Source organism: Streptomyces sp. NPDC057249, assembly GCF_042669245.1.
Classification (GTDB): Bacteria; Actinomycetota; Actinomycetes; order Streptomycetales; family Streptomycetaceae; genus Streptomyces.
The window spans coordinates 151,370-166,684 of the sequence record NZ_JBHUXS010000012.1; the positions used below are offsets into that span (position 1 = coordinate 151,370).

Consider the following 15,315-nt stretch of genomic DNA (forward strand, 5'->3'; position numbering starts at 1 on the left):
AACCGTCGTCGGTCTCGGCATCCCCACGACCAGGAGCGACAGCCGGTGAGCACCGGTTCAGATCAGAGGGAACCAGAGCGTGATCTGAGCACTTGGCCAATCGAACGTCCCCAGGCGCTCACTGCGGACGCTCACGACTGCTCGCAGCTCGAATCGGTCCGCGTTGTTGCCCAGCAACACGCCTACGACTCAAGCCAGCCCCGCGAAATGCGTCGGCACTGGGCTGAGCTGTCGCTGCTGGCGAACCGACGAATGCTCGGCGAAGGCGCAGAGGGCTCAGCGCGCGAACTCCAGCAGGACTTCATGCTGCGGACGTGGGTGATCGAACACTTGGGTCCCGAGGACGAGAACTCCGACTGGAGTCCAGAGGCATTGGGCGTCGACACGCTCGCCGCCCTGGCGATGTCGCTATCAGAAGCGGCGACCCTCGCCACCAAGTGGCGCGAGCTTCCTATCGAACAGATCCGCGAGCTGCGGCAGCACAAGAACCTGACAGCTCACCTGGAGTGGCTCATCGGCCACCTGCAACCCGGTCCGACGCGCGATCTGCTACTTCCCTGGATCGAGACACACCAACTGCTGCCATGACCACGATCTGGCTGAACTTCAGTACGCAGAAGTGAAGTTCAGACAAGGGACGATCTGGTCGTCCCTATCTCAGTTGTTCGACGCATGCTGGTCGACATGGCTCACTTCATCGTCACGGAGCGGCCCGCCACCCGTTCCCTGCCTGGCGAATCAGGCGACTGGGAGTTCGGGACCGGAGCCGCAGGCGCGATGCCAAGTAGGTCGACATGTGCGGGCTATGGGTTGTCCCGTGAATGATCGTCGCCGTCGAGACGGTGACATGGATGCCCGTCGGGCGGCTTGTTCATCAGCCGGCCAGGGCGAGGTTGTGCAGGCGTGCGATGCCGAGCATCGCGTGGTGCACGCCGTCGCCTTTGAGACGGCAGTCACGCAGGATCTTCCAGCCCTTCATGCGGGCGAAGACATGCTCGACTCGTGCTCTGACCTGCTTGTGGGAGCGGTTGTGTTCTTGCTTCCAGTCGGGGAGAGCACCCTGGCCTTTCGCCCGGCGATGCGGCATCACCAGACCGGTGCCCGGGTAGCCGCCGTCCGCGATGGCCATCGTCTTGCCGACGGCATCCTTCGCCCCGGACTCCGCCCAGGCTCGGCAGTCGTTGCGGTTGCCGGGCAGCGGCCGGCCGACCACGACCACGAGGCGGGTGTCGGCGTCGATGGGCCTTGACCCCAATCCTGAACACGGGTTATGCGGCTTGGGCCAGCGTAGTTGGTGTGCGGTGGAGAGCCTCCTCGAAGGCGATCGGTGATCGTTGTCCGAGGGTGGAATGTCGGCGTCGGGTGTTGTAGCGGTGGAGCCATCGGAAGGCGTCGAGCCGGGCCTCGCGCTCGGTCGGCCAGCTCTTTCGTCCTTGCAGGGTTTCGCGTTTGAAGGTGGCGTTGAAGGACTCGGCGAGTGCGTTGTCCGCGCTGGACCCGACCGCGCTCATGCTTCGCCGCACCCCTGCTGACCTGCATGCTTCAGCGAAAATTCTGCTCGTGTACTGGCCGGATTCAACTGGTCGTTGCAACACCAGCTTGTTGAAACAACTTTAGCTGCTCGTTGAACGCCTCGGCTGGCGTCTTCCAACCGAGCGTCTTGCGGGGTCTGCTGTTGAGAGTGTGAGCGACGGACTCGACTTCCTCGGCGGACCATCTCGAGAGATCGGTCCCTTTCGGGAAGTACTGGCGCAAGAGGCCGTTTGTGTTCTCATTTGTGCCGCGTTGCCACGGGCTATGCGGATCGGCGAAGAATACGGGAATGCCCGTCCCGACTCTGAATTGCGTATGGGCCGACATCTCCTTGCCGCGATCCCAAGTCAGCGACCGGGCCAGCTGTTCAGGCAGCGTCGACATCGCATTGGCGAGGGCGGTCTTCATTGTGATCGCCCCATAACCGGCCAGCGCAGGGCCATTCTTGACCGATTGCTTGTGCCGGTACCCTTCCTCGCGCGGCAGGTGAACCAGCATCGTGAATCGAGTTGACCGCTCAACGACAGTGCCGATCGCGGACCGCTCCAGCCCGATGATCAGGTCGCCTTCCCAGTGGCCAGGAACGGCACGGTCCTCGACTTCGGCAGGCCGTTCACTGATCAGCGCTTCGGGCGTCACATGCGCCCAGGTCTTGCGGCGCGAACGGGCGCGCGGAGCACGCAGCGCGCGGCCCGTACGAAGGCACAAGATCAGCTCCCGCTTCAGCGCCCCGCGGCCCGCGGCCCTGAATGTAGAGAGCCTGGTAGATCGCCTCGTGACTGATGCGCATGGACTCATCATCCGGGAAATCAAGCTTGATCCGGTTCGCGATCTGCTCCGGACTCCACGCCTGTACCCATGCGCGGTCCTTGCGGTGCGGCTTGTTCCGCCCCGTCCACACGCCTGTCGAAGGTCCTGCGATCGCCTGGCCGGCAGGTGTGCTGATCTCTCCGGACAGCCGCTCCTGGACGTACGCATGCAACTGCGGATTGGCGACCAGCTTCGACACCTTCGGGCGGCGGGCGACCATGTCAGATTTCCATTGGGCGACCGAGGCCCGGTAATCGAGGTTCCCGCTCCTGGTAGCTGCGTTGCGACGCAACTCGCGGGAAATCGTCCCCGGATCACGGTCGACGTGCCGAGCAATCTCACGAACACCCATACCTTGGGCCGCGGCGGTCCGCGAGCTCGCCGAGGAAACGGGCCTGATCGCCGACCCGGCGGACGCGTATGTGGTGACGATGCTGGTCGACGACAGCCACGGCATCCCGCGGCTCACCGCTGTCGTGCGCATCACCGCGTGGACGGGAACCCCGGCCAACCCTGAGCCGGACAAATTCCACGGCTGGGAGTTCCTCGACCTGCACACCCTCGCCTGTGTCGGCGGCATCTTCGCCCCTGCCGCCCAGGCGTTGGATGCCGTATGGCCCGGCGTCATCCCAGATCTGCCGCCCGTGGTCTCCTACCCGCTCGCCATTGAGCGGCCGCCCGTGCCGGGCGAGCCGGCCGAAGCCGGCCGGCTGCGCCGGGCGATGGCCCGGACCGTGATCGAGGGCGGCTGGGCTCCGTCCAGTGCCGTACGCAGCGCGCTGGAGACCGTGCCCCGGCATCGCTACGTCCCGGAAGCGGGCCTGGCGGTTGCGTACGACGGCGGCGACCGGGCAGTCATCACGCGCCGCGACGGATCAGGGACGGCGATCAGTTCCGTGTCCGCGGCCTGGCTGCAGGCCGACATGATCGAGCAGCTGCGTCTCGATCCGGGCGCGATCGTGTTCGAGGCGGGGTCCGGTGGCTACAACGCCGAGCTGATCGCCTACGTCACCGCAGCCGGGCGGGTGGTGAGCGCGGACATCGACCCCTGGGTCGTACGCCGCACCCGGGCCTTCCTCACGGAGGCCGGCAGCGGGCGCGTCACCGTCGTCGAGGCCGATGCAGCGCTCGGCGCCCCCGCCCACCTCGTACCGCGCGGCGGCTTCGACGCCACCATGATCACCTACAACTGCTGGGACATCGCGCCTGCGTGGGTCGAGCAACTGTCCAACGGAGGGCGCCTCGTGCTGCCGCTCGAGATCGGCGGCTACACACGGTCGGTCACCTTCGAGCGGCGCGGCGAGGTCCTGCACGCGGCCCATTTCACGTACTGCGGTTTCGTCCGCGACCAGGGGCAACAGGCCCGCACCGCCCCCGTCGTACCCCTTCTCGACGGGGCGCTCAGCCTCCGCTTCGACGAGGGCGCCCCCGCCGGCGCACACGGTCTTAAGGAGGCGCTGCGCGGGCCGCGGCACGAGATCGCCACGGGCATCACGATGGGCGCCGGCGCCTACTTCGGATCCCTGCAGCTGTACGCGGCCACCACCCTGCCCGGCTTCTGCCGGCTGCACGCGCACCAGGATCCCGGAGTCACCGTCATCCCGAAGGGCCGTGACGCGCCCGCCGTTCTCGGCGACGCGTCGCTCGCCTACCTGACCCATGTCCAGACCCGGCACGGCGAAGACCCGCAGGACCGTGAATGGGAATGGGTCGTGCACGCCTTCGGTGATCAGGGCCCGCAGCTCGCCGAGCAGCTCTCGGCCACGGTCCATGCCTGGGACCGCCACATCCGCGCCGACGACAACAACGAGCACGCCGATCCCGTCCTGACCGCACACCCGGCAGGCACCCCCGACCATCAGCTGCCCGCCGGGGACGTCCTGGACAAGGCGTCCTTCCGGCTGGTCTTCCAGTGGCCCGGCCGCGACGGGCGCCTCCCCGCCCCCGCCAGGCCCACCGGCACAGCCACCACGACCACAGGAGCAGCATGATCATCTGGCTGAACGGTGCCTTCGGCAGCGGCAAAACAACCCTCGCCTACGGGCTGTGCCGTGCGCTGCCCGGGGCGACGGTCGCGGACCCGGAGGCCGTCGGCGACCTGCTGCGCAGCGCGCTCGCCAGCCACGCCCTCGAGCCCCGGGACTACCAGGATCTCTCGCTGTGGCGGCAGTTGACCCGGGCCTTCGTCGCGGGCCTGGTCCACCACACGGGCAGTCCCGTCATCGTGCCGATGACCGTCCTCAACCCGGCCTACGCCGAGGAGATCTTCGCGCCGCTCCGCACGGGCGGTGGCTTCCACCACCTGGTCGTCCATGCCGGACCGGCGGCACTCGCCGAGCGGATCGAGGCCAGCGACGAGTTCCCGGGCGATCCGGAACGCAGCGAAGCCGTACGCGCCTACCGCCGCCGCCGGGCCGCCAACTACCAGGAGTCCACCGCCTGGCTGCACGCCCAGGGTCACGTCATCGACACCACCACCCTCACCGCCGACCAAACCCTCCAGGCCGCTCTCGCCCACCTGCACACGGCCGCCTGATCCGACCGTTCCGCCGACAGGAAGACCACCACGCCGTGACCACCACCACGACCCGGCCCTTTCGGCTGGGTACCCGACCCAGCCCGATGGCCCTGGAACAGACCGGCCGCTTCGCCGAGTTGTTCCGCGCCCGCCACCCGGAAACGGACCTGGACATCGTCTCGATCACCTCCGAGGGCGACCAGCACCCCGGTCCTCTCGCACAGATCGGCGGGAAGGGGGCCTTCACCCGCAGGGCCGACGTCAGGCTCCTGGACGGGCGGGTCGAGGCCACCATCGCCTGCGCCAAGGACCTGCCCGGTCCACACGACCGCGCCCCGGGCATCACGGTTGGCGCGGTCCTGCCCCGCGAGGACGCCCGCGACGCCCTGGTCCTGCCCCTGGGGCACGCGCCGGCGACCCTGGCCGAACTGCCGCCCGGCACCCGGGTCGGCACCAGCGCCCCACGCAGGGCCGCGCTCCTGCGCGCCCTGTACCCCGGACTGGTGCCGGTCCCGATCAGGGGAAACGCGGACAGCAGGCTGGCACGCCTCGACGCCGGAACGCTCGGCGTGGACGTCATGCTCGCCGCCCTCGCAGGGCTGCGCCGCCTGGGCCACGCCGAGCGCGCCGCCCAGATCCTCGACCCCGCCCACTGGCTGCCCGCCTCCGGTGCCGGCATCGTCGTCGTCGAACACCGCACCGGCGACGACACCTCGGCGAAGCTGCTGGCCCCGCTCACCCATGCCCCGACCCGCGTCGTCCTGGACGCCGAGCGGGCCGCCCTCGCCACGCTCGGCGGCGGCTGCCTGACCGCCGCCTCCGTCCACGCCGTCCACACACCGGGATCAGAGACGGTGACCGTGCACGCCGTCGTCCTCGACCCCGCCGGTGGGACCCCGGTCCGCACGACCGCGGTCGGCCCGTCCACCGACGCGGCCCGCACCGGACGCCGAGCGGGACAACAGCTCCTGCACTCGGGGGCGGCCCGGCTGCTGGGCGCACCGGCATGACGACACACGAGGCGCCCTTGACGAAGGTGTTCGCCCCGCCTCGGGAATCCTCCGAGCTCGCCCAAATGCGCCGGGCCCACACAATCGGCGCCGCCCTGTTCAAGGTCAGCGCCCACGGGGCGGAGACGTGGGGGTGGCAGGGGCGCACCCTCAGCCGCCGGGCGGGCGACCGCTGGCTGCGCGTGGTCGCCCGCCCCGTGGACAAGGCGCCGGGGGCGACCTGGGACGGGAACGCCCAGGCGGACGCCTTGCTCCCCCGGTCAGTGCCCCGGCCCAGGCTGTACGACGTGGTCGAGTGGATCGCCGATGGACACGTCTACCGCGCCGAGCTGTCCGAATACCTGCCGCGGCCCGCCCTGGCCGCCGGCGGGCCCGTCCTGGGCAGGGAACTCGACCCGCCCTCCTCCTGGTGGGCCGCTCTACGGGAGGCGCTGGCCGCCACCGCCACGGTGCCCACCACCCGTACGACGGTCCGGCAGCAATGGATCGACCGGCACTTCACCCGCCTCCTCGGCATCCCGGCCCCGCCCATCGCGTGGACCACCGGACACGGCGACCTGCACTTCGCGAACCTCACCGGTCCCCCGCTGGTCATCTGCGACTGGGAAGGCTGGGGGCAGATCCCGGTCGGTTTCGACACCGGGCTCCTGTACGCCTACAGCCTCCTGCAGCCCGGCACGGCCGCCCGGATCCGCCGCGAGTTCACCCACGTCCTGAACACACCCTCCGGCCGGGCCGGCCAACTCGTCGCACTCGCCCAGCTCCTGCAGGTCACCGCGCGCGGCATCGCACCCCACCTCGCCCGCCACGCCGCACACCTCACCGCCACCCCCGTACCGTGACCGCTCCGGAGAACCCCGTGTATCCCAGCATCCTGGCCGTCTTCGCGCACCCGGACGACGAGTCCCTCCTCGCCGGCGGCGTGCTCGCCCAGCACCACACGGCCGGGGCCCGCACGGCAGTCGTCACCGCCACCTGGGCACCCGACAGCCGACGCGCCCCGGAACTCGCCGACGCCCTCGCCGCCCTCGGCGCCGGCACCCCGCGCCTGCTCGGCCATAACGACGCCCGCAACCCCGAAGCCGCACCCGGCCGAACCCGACTCGTCGACGCCCCGATCGATGAAGCCGTCGGCCACCTCGTCGCCCACATCCGCAACTTCCGACCGGACATCGTCGTCACCCACGACGCAGTCGGCCAACTGACCGGATTCCCTGTCAAGTCCATGTGTTCAGAGCTCAAGGCTTGTAGTGAGGGCAGGGTCAGCGCTACGAGTCGCCCGACAGCGCGACGCAACCGTCTTCCCTTCGTTCTCTTCTCACTACCATTAAGAACAGAACACAAAAGGCAAGGGGAGATTCCGTGGCCCGGAGCGATGGATTCAAGATCAACAGGCCGAGCTTCCGGCAGGGGGCCCGATGACCGTGCCCACGCCGCCTGGGCTGTACGGCCAGCCGGAGGGGGTCGGGGAGCGCACACTCACCGCGCAGGACCTCGAAGAGGACCACGCAAACAGGTCCCAATACCTACGGCACCTGACCGGCATGCTGTCCAAGCCCACGACAGCAGCACCTGCCGACCCCATTCCCCGCGTGATCGTCCAGTTCTGGGATGACTCCGCACACATCCCCGCCGATGTCCAGGAGTGCATGACGAGCTGGACGGTGCTGGAAGACCAGGGCTTTCGACGAGAGGTCTACGACGACGACTCGGCGCGCAAGCTCATCAACTTCCTGTTCGGTGAGGCGCATACAGCAGCCTTCGACTCTTGTTCTCACCCGGCGATGCGCAGCGACTACTTCCGGCTGTGCTACCTCGCCCGAAACGGCGGCTTCTACGTCGATGCGGACGACGTTTATCAGGGCACCGACTGGACCTCTCTGTTCCGCGACTCGCGGCTGCGACTGCAGGCGCTGTGCTACGACACCGCCACCGACACCATGGTGGACCCGCAGCAGGCCATGACAGCCGACGGCTACAGAGGCACGTTCATCCACTACGTCAACAACAACCCGATCATCGCGCCTGCCGGGCATCCCGTCGTCGTTGCAGCACTTCAGGCATCCACGGCCGCGCTCCTCGCTCACACCGGCGACCCCCTCGACATCCAGTCCTTGACGGGGCCAGGCAACCTCACCGTCGCACTCGCCCGACATGCGCTTCACCGGGAGCGGCTCGGACAATCGATTGACGTCGAAATCCTCCTTGCCTGGGACACTGTTGCCGTAAGCCGGTGGCCGCTCAGCTACCGCAATGACGAGCGCAATTGGCGCCTATGGAGCCAGCAGCACTAACCACTGGACCGGACACGTGGCCCAGCCGCAGACCATTCGAACAACAGAGGCAGTGTCTCCCCACCCATGAACATCAGTTCCCTGCACGGCCTGCCCATTTCCCTGCGGGCCCACGCACGCTACCGCACCAGGCACCTTTCAACTCGCCGGCGGAGCACCGCGTTCGCGTCCCACCGTACAGCCACGGCGATCGAACGCATTTACGTGATTAACCTCGACCGCGCCCAAGAGCGGTGGACCATGGTCAACCGTGAACTCAGTCGGCTCCGTGACGCCGCCGGCCACCCACTGCACACCCTTGCCAGACGCTTCCCGGCGGTCGACGCCCGTTACCTAAAAGATTGCCCTCCGCCGGAATTCCTTGAGCCCACCTACACACTGGCCGAGCAACTTCTGGTCGACCCGCATCCTCGCCTCGACATCGACGACGCCGCACGCGCCACACGCATCGACATGACACCGCAAGAGATCGCGGTAGCCCTCTCACACATCCACGTCTGGCAGCTCATTGCCACCAGCAACGCTCCCTACACCCTGGTGCTCGAAGACGATGCGTACGTCACCCGGACATGTATGTCCGTGCTCGAGTACGCCTGGAGCGACATACAGGCAAGCTCCGATGCTGGCCACCCCGTTGATCTCCTCTACCTCTCCTACCAAGAGACCGGTGAGGAAGCAGACCCTCGACGCCACAGAAGGCCTCTACTGCGGCGCCCTACTAGGGGAGTTTGGCAGCTTTCCGGCTACGTGCTCTCCCAAGCTGGAGCACGCAAGCTACTTGACCAGCTGCCGGCCCACGGCCCCATCGACCTGTGGATCAACCAGCAGTTCGGCCACCTCAATGTACAGATGACGCACCGCCCCATTATTGAGCAGCGACCAGGCATCGCCTCGAGCAACTCCTACTCCGTCATGCCGGTCCTGGCGAAAGTGGGCGCCATCCGGCGCGAAGCGCCCCAATCCCTCCAGCACCGCCCGACACGGGACCCGATCTTGGTCATTGGCGAGCCCGGAACCGGTCTGTCCACTCTTGCCAAGGCACTCTCCGTCCTCGGATTCCGCTGTGTCAGCGATCTGACCAATTTGCCCGCCGATGAAACCCAAGCACTCGTCCGCGGTAGTCGGCGCCGCGTATTCGACGCATATGTCAATATCGGCTCCCTGACTCCGCGCGAGGTCGCACGTATCGTTTCCGCGAATCGGGTGCGCCTCGTCATGACGACCATGTCCGCGACGGCGGCGAAGCCACCGTCCCCGTTCCAGGAAGCATGGGATCAACAACGACCCGAACGACGACTCATGCTCCCGGCCGACGACCCCGACCCCTGGCAGGCACTCGCCCGATTCCTCGCATGCGACTACCCCACCCACCCCTGGCCAAGCCAGCCCGAGCAGGGCCAGCGGAGTGTCGCAACCCGCTCACAGAGTGACGCGAGCGCTTCCGGACACCCTCTGGCCTGGGACACCAGCCCCTGGATCATTCAACGCGCGGGGTGGTCAGGCATCATGCCGAAAATGTCAGCCCCACAGGACAACGCTCTTCAGGCCAGCCAGAATGCGGCCACGTGGCACGAGGGCACCCAGCTTGAGGACAGGCACTGGTACCTCCGGGAGGACACCTTTCCCGGCAACAGAGCCCTCTTCCGGCCCGGCAATATAACCCTGCCGCCGCGCGGACCCGCCACGCTCACGCTCCGAGGGGAGGTGAGTAAAGTCCGCGACCTCACGGGGGGCGCCATAGCCAGCCGCCCATCTTTCACCTACGGCGCCTTCAGTGCTCGCCTGCGCACCCCCTCCGGATCAGGCCTGGTGACAGGTTTGTTTCTCCACCGCAACGGTCCTCGCCAGGAAATCGACATCGAGATCCTCGGCCAAGACACGACTCGCATGCTCGTCAACGTCTTCTATAACCCCGGCATCCCCGGCACCAAGCTGGAGTATGGCTACCGGGGCACGCCTGCGGTCATCGACCTCGGCTTCGACGCGTCGAAGGAGTTTCACCACTACGAGATCGACTGGCAGCCCGACTGCATCCGGTGGCGGGTGGACGGGGCCACTGTGTACGAGCGGGTGCTGTGGGACCCGACACCGGTCCCCGACCAGCCTCTGGAGTTCAACGTGAACCTGTGGAGCAGCGAGTCCACCGAGTTCGCCGGCCCCCTCGAGAGAGAGGCCCTCCCGGCTGTGCTGGAGATCAGTTCACTCGAGGCCCGTGGCCTGCCCCAAGCATGAAAGGGGCAAGCGGACTTCCGCATATACGCAGGTTGCCGGACGGAACACAGGGATGGCGGCAGTAACGGGGGCGCAGAAGCATGGCTGTGGCACGCGGTCCCCTATCAAATTTTGTGTTCAGCTTCCTTGGTTTGCTCGAAAGGACCCTGGAGCGAAGCGAGGCCGCCGCAGCGTGATGCCTGCGGCGGCCGCGGTAGTTGAGGAGCTCAGGTAGTTGGCGGGCGGAGTGGGATGACGTTGTCAGCGACGGGGATGCGCTGCGATGGGATATCCGCCCTTTGGGTGAGAACAGCGCTGGCAAGGGTCAAGCGAGTCACCAGATCGCGAAGTTCTTTGAGCTCGGTGTTCTGGTTCGCGATGGTCTTCTTGAGCTTGGCGATGGTCGCTCGCAGCTCCTTCTCCGTCTCCGGGACCTGCTTGGTCTCCGTGCGGACGCGCTCTTCGAACTCGTTCTTCAGGTCTGCGTGCCGCTTGTAGAGAGCCATGCGGTGGACGCCGGCCTCGGCGGCGAGCGCGGCGGCGGTGAGGCTGCCGTTGGAAGCGGTGGCCTTGCCAGCCAGCAGCCGGTCCATCGCCTCGCGGATGAAGGTGCGTTCGTCCTGGTTCTGCTGGTTCACTTCGAAGCCTCGGCGGTCTGGGCGGTGGCGCCTGGGCGTCGGCCATCTTGCGGAAGTTGTCGGCATTGCGACGCAGCCGGTTGGCGAGCTTCTCCGGGAGGAGGCTGGCCTTGAGATCGATCTCGTCGGCTTTTTGCCGCATCTGCTGTGCGTGGGCGTCGGTGCGGACGGCGTTGCCGCAGCCTTGCTGGCAGGCGTACTGCCTCGGCGCGGTCGCTCCGGGGTCAGGTTCGCAGAGCGCTTTGTCCCGCTTGAACGCGCAGATCAGAAAGGCGTCCGGGTTGTCGTAAAGCACGACGCCGTCCCGAGCGAGGAACCTGGCGGCCTTCTTCGCGAACGTCGTGGGGACGATCCGGCCCTCGAACCGCGGCGTCATCGCAGCAGCGGTCAACGCCCGGCGAGCGGCCGGGCCGGAGACCTTCTCCCCAGCAGCCACACGGTCGCGCAGGTGGGCGGCGGTGTCAGCGGCCGCCAGGGCCGTCTCGATGTCGAGGACAGAGTGGACGCCACCGCGGCTTCGGGAGTTGTAACCGCTCGAGGTCCGGGCGTCCAAGATGGTGCGCAGGTGTCCGTACTGGATCGCGAGGGCGACCAGCCCTCCGGGCTGTCGGGCGATGTGCCAGGCGAGGGCCCTTCTGAACCGGGACATGCCGAGCGCGCCGTGGGGGTCCTGGGGGATGGACTGGTCCGGCAGCCCTTGCACTTGGGCCTCCCGGTTCGCCCACACGATGAAGTCCTCGATCCGAAGGTTCAGGGCGTGTTTCTTCAACGCTCCATGGCGGCCTCGTCGTCCCACGAAGTCGTGATGGGTGGCGCTGAACAGCAGTTCACCGTGGGGAACCATACGTTCGAGGATTCGGATCGCCCGGACGACAGGGATGATCGCAACCCAGGGGACAGCGCGTTGTTCACCGGCGGAGACGTGGTTGCCGTCGTCATCGGTGACGTTCTTGAAGTGACGGCTGCGGATCAGGTGGCGCTGGACTGTGCCGTCCGAAGCGGGCTGCGGGTCAGGACAGCAGCCTGACCGCAGGGCTGCAACTTCCTGCGGACGCATTCCCGTCAGATATAGGCATATCACCAAGGCGGCGGTTCCGAGATGCCGCATCAATGCGGCGGCTTCGTGGTAATCAAGGCGTTCGCGCCAGGGGCTTCCTTTGATCCGGCCGGTGACCGGTACTTGCATGGGGCAGGGGCCAGGCCGTTGGGCGGCGAGCGAGGTGAGCCCGTGCCGTACATTCAGCCGGTCGACCTGGGCGAGGCTAGCGCCGGTTGTGCCGGCGAGGTAGGCGCGAGCGAGTTTGTGGGTTCCCTGCCTCCCCATGGTGGGCAGTTGGGCACCTCCGCGCAGAAGGGGCAGCACCAGAGCCTCCAGTGCGGCTCGCCCAGAGAGCGTTGTCCGGTTTGTGGTGGCGAGAGATCGCAGGCGACAGTGTTCAGCCCACCCGGCCAGGATGTCGTCGGCGAAGTCTTCGACCATGCGGATGGCCCAGACCAGCAGGGGTCCGATGACCTGAGGATCGAGCGGCTCGGTCGAGTTCTCGGTCCCGGCACTGGCAGCGTCGGCAGGGGGAAGGAAGTCGTCGGCGCCCTCGGTGTCCCACGGAGGACGGTCAATTCCGGCAGGACGTGCGCTGAGCTGGTCGAACAGCCACAGGTCTGTCAGCCGCCCCAGGGTCTTCTCGGCTTCTGTCCGGCTGCATCTGTCCGTCCAGCGCTGAGCACTGTACCGCCGCCATGCATCGGTGTCGCATGCAGCGAGATCTGTGATCCCATGCGCGTGAAGCCAGCGGGCCAGCCGCATCCACTCACGGCAGGTGACCTGAAGCACGCCGGCGGAGCGGCGAGCTCGGGCCCGTGCACCGCGGGTCTGTAGATACGTGGATCGCAGGCGTCCGTTGATCATGGTCCAGGCGGCGAGTTTCACCTGACCGTGGAGGTCCCGGGGGCACTTCTCCCAGTTGATCGCGGTGAGGTCTACTCCGGGGTTGTCGATAAGCGGTGCCAGCGGCCAGAGCGAGTCGCGGAAACGCGCGTTGTGGTGCGAATTACCGGGCCGAATCCACTGAGGAAGCACCACCAGTGTGTCGCCTGCGGGCATGGGCAAGGTGTAGGGGTCGTCCTGGAAGCCGAGGGCGCTGGTCATGGAGCGAGGTTCCCTTCCAGCAAGAGATCAATGACGAGGTGGTCGCCCTCGTCGACCTGGCCCAGGGCGGCATTCCAGGACGCCGGGCCCAACTTGCTGCACAGGTCGTCCAGACGGAGCAGGTGATCTTGCCAATGCTTGTTCCAGGAGTCCTCGGGCAGTGCGGATCGCAGACTGAGGAGGCGCTGGTGTAGATGGGCCAGACGAGGGTGGTGACCAGGGTGAACATGAGCGTTGGGGCAGGCCAGGCAAAGTAGGTAGTCCGCCCCGCAGTCGCCGTCCGCGGCTGGCCAGGGACTGGCCGTCGCGTCCTCGCAGTCGGCCGTTGCCGTTTCTTGGTGCCCGGGCACTCGCTTTGGACTCAGGCGGCCCTTGAACACGGTGTCCCGGGCCTGTTCTAAGACCTCGGCCGCTCCGTCTGCGATGACGCTCTGGGCGGCTCGTTGGACGTGCTTGTCCGGCAGGACGTAGACGCTCTCGTGTGTCCCCTGCGCCTGCTGCAACGGACGGCCTTCGCGAGTCACCGTTGTCCTGCGCGTCCGCTGGAACGGCGATCCGTCCAGTTGGTGTGCCCTCGCCCACCGCTTGCCGTCGGTGCCCGAGACGCCGAAGGCGAGCCCCGCTCGCGATCCGTATTGCCGCATCACGGCTGGCCGCCCGCCGTACCTGGACCGTCTCCACCCTAGCCGCGAAACTTGCTGACAAGCGCCGTCGCCTCGACGAACTCCGAGCCGGCGACCTTGCCGTCAAGGCGACCTTCGAGCTCGGCTACAGCCAACTGGATCCCACTCAGGCGCGCGCCTTCCGCCTGCTGGGTCTAGCGGACGGGCCTGATATCGCACTAACGGCCGCCGCCGCACTCCTGGATCTTCCGCTCCTCGAGACCGAGGACCTCCTGGAGACCCTAGTGGACGCGTCCCTGCTGGAATCAGCCGCGCCGGGCAGATACCGCTACGGCGACCTTCTCCGGCTCTACGCGCGTGCCTGCGCCGAGCGCGACGAACACCCCTCAGCGGAGAGAGCGGCGCTCTCCCGGCTGCTGGACTTCTACCTTGCGACCGCAGCGAGGGCATACGCGATCGACCGTCCCGGCGACCGATTCGTCGACCATCTGCGCCCCACCGTTCACCCGGGACTGACCTTCGACAACCGCGACGCAGCCCAGGACTGGCTGTACTTCGAAGCCGACTGCCTACTGGCCTGCGCCAGACAGTCGACCAGCGCGGCCTCTCTGGGGCGGGCCGTCGATCTGCTTTGGACGGCGCGGGACCTCTCCGAGTCGGGCTCCAACTCCACGCAGTACGAGAACACCGCCACGGCGCTGCGCGATGCCGCCGCCGCTTGCGGTGACACCGAAGCGAAGCGGCGCGCCCTGGCGGCACTGAGCAATGCCCACCTTTCCATGGGCCGGCTCGCCGAGGCCGACATAGAGGCGAGCAACGCCCACTTGATGGCCGCGGAAGCCGACGACGACCTAGTCCAGTGCTGGGCCGCGGCGACCCGCGGCGTCATCGCCACATACCAGAATCGCCCGGCGGACGCCGAAGCCCATCTACTGGAGGCCATCGAACTGTTCCGCGCGGACCGCGACGGCCCCGGCGAAGCGGCGGCGCTGTGCCACCTCTCACGGGTACATCTGCTCCTGGGGCGTACGGCGAGCGCCATCGAACTCGCCGAACGCGGAGCCGACATCTACGAGACGATGGGGTACACGCTACAGAGCGCCAACGCCCGCTACGCCCTCGGCATCGCGCTCAGCCAGTCGGGGCGGCACTCCGAGGCGCTGGCCGAGCTCTCCGACGCCCTGGCCATCTTCCGGGAAGACCGGCAGCGGCTGTGGGAGGGGTCGACCCACTTCCGTATCGCCGAAGCGCACCTCGCGTCCGGCCGTCCGGCGCAGGCCGTGCAGCACACGAACGAGGCGCTCGCGCTCGGGGCCATCGGCGGAGACTGGACACGCGGCAACATCCTGACAGTACTGGCCAGGGCGCTGGACGCACTCGGCCAGACCACGCGCGCCCTGGTCTGCTGGCAAGAGGCGCTGGCCCATTTCGAGCGCCTGCGGGCCCCGGAAGCTGAAGCGGTTCGAGGCCAGCTGGAGGCCGCTCGTATGAGGGCCTGACCACGGTCTGCTTTACCTGGCAGTCTTCTAGGC

Annotated in this window: 9 protein-coding genes and 5 pseudogenes; 10 read left to right on the top strand and 4 right to left on the bottom strand. The window is 67.6% G+C overall.

Features of this window, described 5'->3' with window-relative positions; all coding sequences use genetic code 11:
- Positions 1 to 45: 45 nt before the first annotated feature.
- Complete coding sequence (locus tag ACFUJY_RS22930) at positions 46 to 588, top strand: hypothetical protein (RefSeq protein WP_383302551.1); 543 nt, start codon at positions 46 to 48, stop codon at positions 586 to 588.
- A gap of 286 nt (positions 589 to 874) precedes the next feature.
- On the opposite strand, the pseudogene ACFUJY_RS22935 reads toward ACFUJY_RS22930, so the two are convergent.
- The 3 pseudogenes from ACFUJY_RS22935 to ACFUJY_RS22945 form a co-directional block, all read right to left on the bottom strand.
- A pseudogene (locus ACFUJY_RS22935) lies at positions 875 to 1,384 on the bottom strand (transposase); the annotation flags it as partial.
- A pseudogene (locus ACFUJY_RS22940) lies at positions 1,269 to 1,568 on the bottom strand (integrase core domain-containing protein); the annotation flags it as partial. The pseudogenes ACFUJY_RS22940 and ACFUJY_RS22935, both read right to left, overlap by 116 nt.
- 7 nt (positions 1,569 to 1,575) lie before the next feature.
- A pseudogene (locus ACFUJY_RS22945) lies at positions 1,576 to 2,743 on the bottom strand (IS30 family transposase).
- Here ACFUJY_RS22945 and fxlM point away from each other — a divergent pair.
- The 7 genes and pseudogenes from fxlM to ACFUJY_RS22980 all read left to right on the top strand — a co-directional run bounded on the left by fxlM (position 2,625) and on the right by ACFUJY_RS22980 (position 10,397).
- The gene (gene fxlM / locus ACFUJY_RS22950) at positions 2,625 to 4,334 is read left to right on the top strand and encodes a methyltransferase, FxLD system (RefSeq protein ID WP_383302553.1); all 1,710 of its coding nucleotides are present in this window, start codon (positions 2,625 to 2,627) and stop codon (positions 4,332 to 4,334) included. The pseudogene ACFUJY_RS22945 and the gene fxlM overlap by 119 nt on opposite strands.
- Positions 4,331 to 4,879: an AAA family ATPase gene (locus ACFUJY_RS22955; protein ID WP_383302555.1), complete on the top strand. Its 549-nt coding sequence runs from the start codon at positions 4,331 to 4,333 to the stop codon at positions 4,877 to 4,879. The genes fxlM and ACFUJY_RS22955 overlap by 4 nt, the downstream gene beginning before the upstream one ends.
- A gap of 35 nt (positions 4,880 to 4,914) precedes the next feature.
- Positions 4,915 to 5,871: a hydroxymethylbilane synthase gene (gene hemC / locus ACFUJY_RS22960; protein WP_383302558.1), complete on the top strand. Its 957-nt coding sequence runs from the start codon at positions 4,915 to 4,917 to the stop codon at positions 5,869 to 5,871.
- Positions 5,868 to 6,713, top strand: coding sequence for a hypothetical protein (locus ACFUJY_RS22965; RefSeq protein WP_383302560.1), 846 nt, complete (start codon positions 5,868 to 5,870; stop codon positions 6,711 to 6,713). The genes hemC and ACFUJY_RS22965 overlap by 4 nt, the downstream gene beginning before the upstream one ends.
- A pseudogene (locus tag ACFUJY_RS22970) lies at positions 6,710 to 7,087 on the top strand (PIG-L deacetylase family protein); the annotation flags it as partial. The gene ACFUJY_RS22965 and the pseudogene ACFUJY_RS22970, both read left to right, overlap by 4 nt.
- A 202-nt stretch (positions 7,088 to 7,289) precedes the next feature.
- A complete protein-coding gene (locus tag ACFUJY_RS22975) occupies positions 7,290 to 8,165 on the top strand; it encodes a glycosyltransferase family 32 protein (protein ID WP_383302563.1) in 876 nt (291 codons plus the stop codon).
- A 66-nt stretch (positions 8,166 to 8,231) separates the two neighbouring features.
- Positions 8,232 to 10,397: a family 16 glycosylhydrolase gene (locus ACFUJY_RS22980; protein WP_383302566.1), complete on the top strand. Its 2,166-nt coding sequence runs from the start codon at positions 8,232 to 8,234 to the stop codon at positions 10,395 to 10,397.
- Between the two features lie 206 nt (positions 10,398 to 10,603).
- Here the strand turns inward: ACFUJY_RS22980 and ACFUJY_RS22985 are convergent, their stop codons facing one another.
- Positions 10,604 to 11,014, bottom strand: coding sequence for a hypothetical protein (locus ACFUJY_RS22985; protein WP_383302568.1), 411 nt, complete (start codon positions 11,012 to 11,014; stop codon positions 10,604 to 10,606).
- Between ACFUJY_RS22985 and ACFUJY_RS22990 the strand changes: the two genes are divergently transcribed.
- Positions 10,980 to 12,041, top strand: coding sequence for a hypothetical protein (locus tag ACFUJY_RS22990; protein WP_383302571.1), 1,062 nt, complete (start codon positions 10,980 to 10,982; stop codon positions 12,039 to 12,041). The genes ACFUJY_RS22985 and ACFUJY_RS22990 overlap by 35 nt on opposite strands.
- Positions 12,042 to 13,779: 1,738 nt before the next feature.
- Positions 13,780 to 15,282 (top strand): annotated as a pseudogene (locus tag ACFUJY_RS22995) (tetratricopeptide repeat protein); the annotation flags it as partial.
- Positions 15,283 to 15,315 lie beyond the last annotated feature (33 nt).

Bases quoted from the DNA above. Each gene is read 5' to 3' on its own strand.
- ACFUJY_RS22965 (WP_383302560.1), top strand. From the start codon at position 5,868: ATGACGACACACGAGGCGCCCTTGACGAAGGTGTTCGCCCCGCCTCGG.
- ACFUJY_RS22955 (WP_383302555.1), top strand. From the start codon at position 4,331: ATGATCATCTGGCTGAACGGTGCCTTCGGCAGCGGCAAAACAACCCTC.
- ACFUJY_RS22980 (WP_383302566.1), top strand. From the start codon at position 8,232: ATGAACATCAGTTCCCTGCACGGCCTGCCCATTTCCCTGCGGGCCCAC.
- ACFUJY_RS22990 (WP_383302571.1), top strand. From the start codon at position 10,980: ATGAAGGTGCGTTCGTCCTGGTTCTGCTGGTTCACTTCGAAGCCTCGG.
- ACFUJY_RS22975 (WP_383302563.1), top strand. From the start codon at position 7,290: ATGACCGTGCCCACGCCGCCTGGGCTGTACGGCCAGCCGGAGGGGGTC.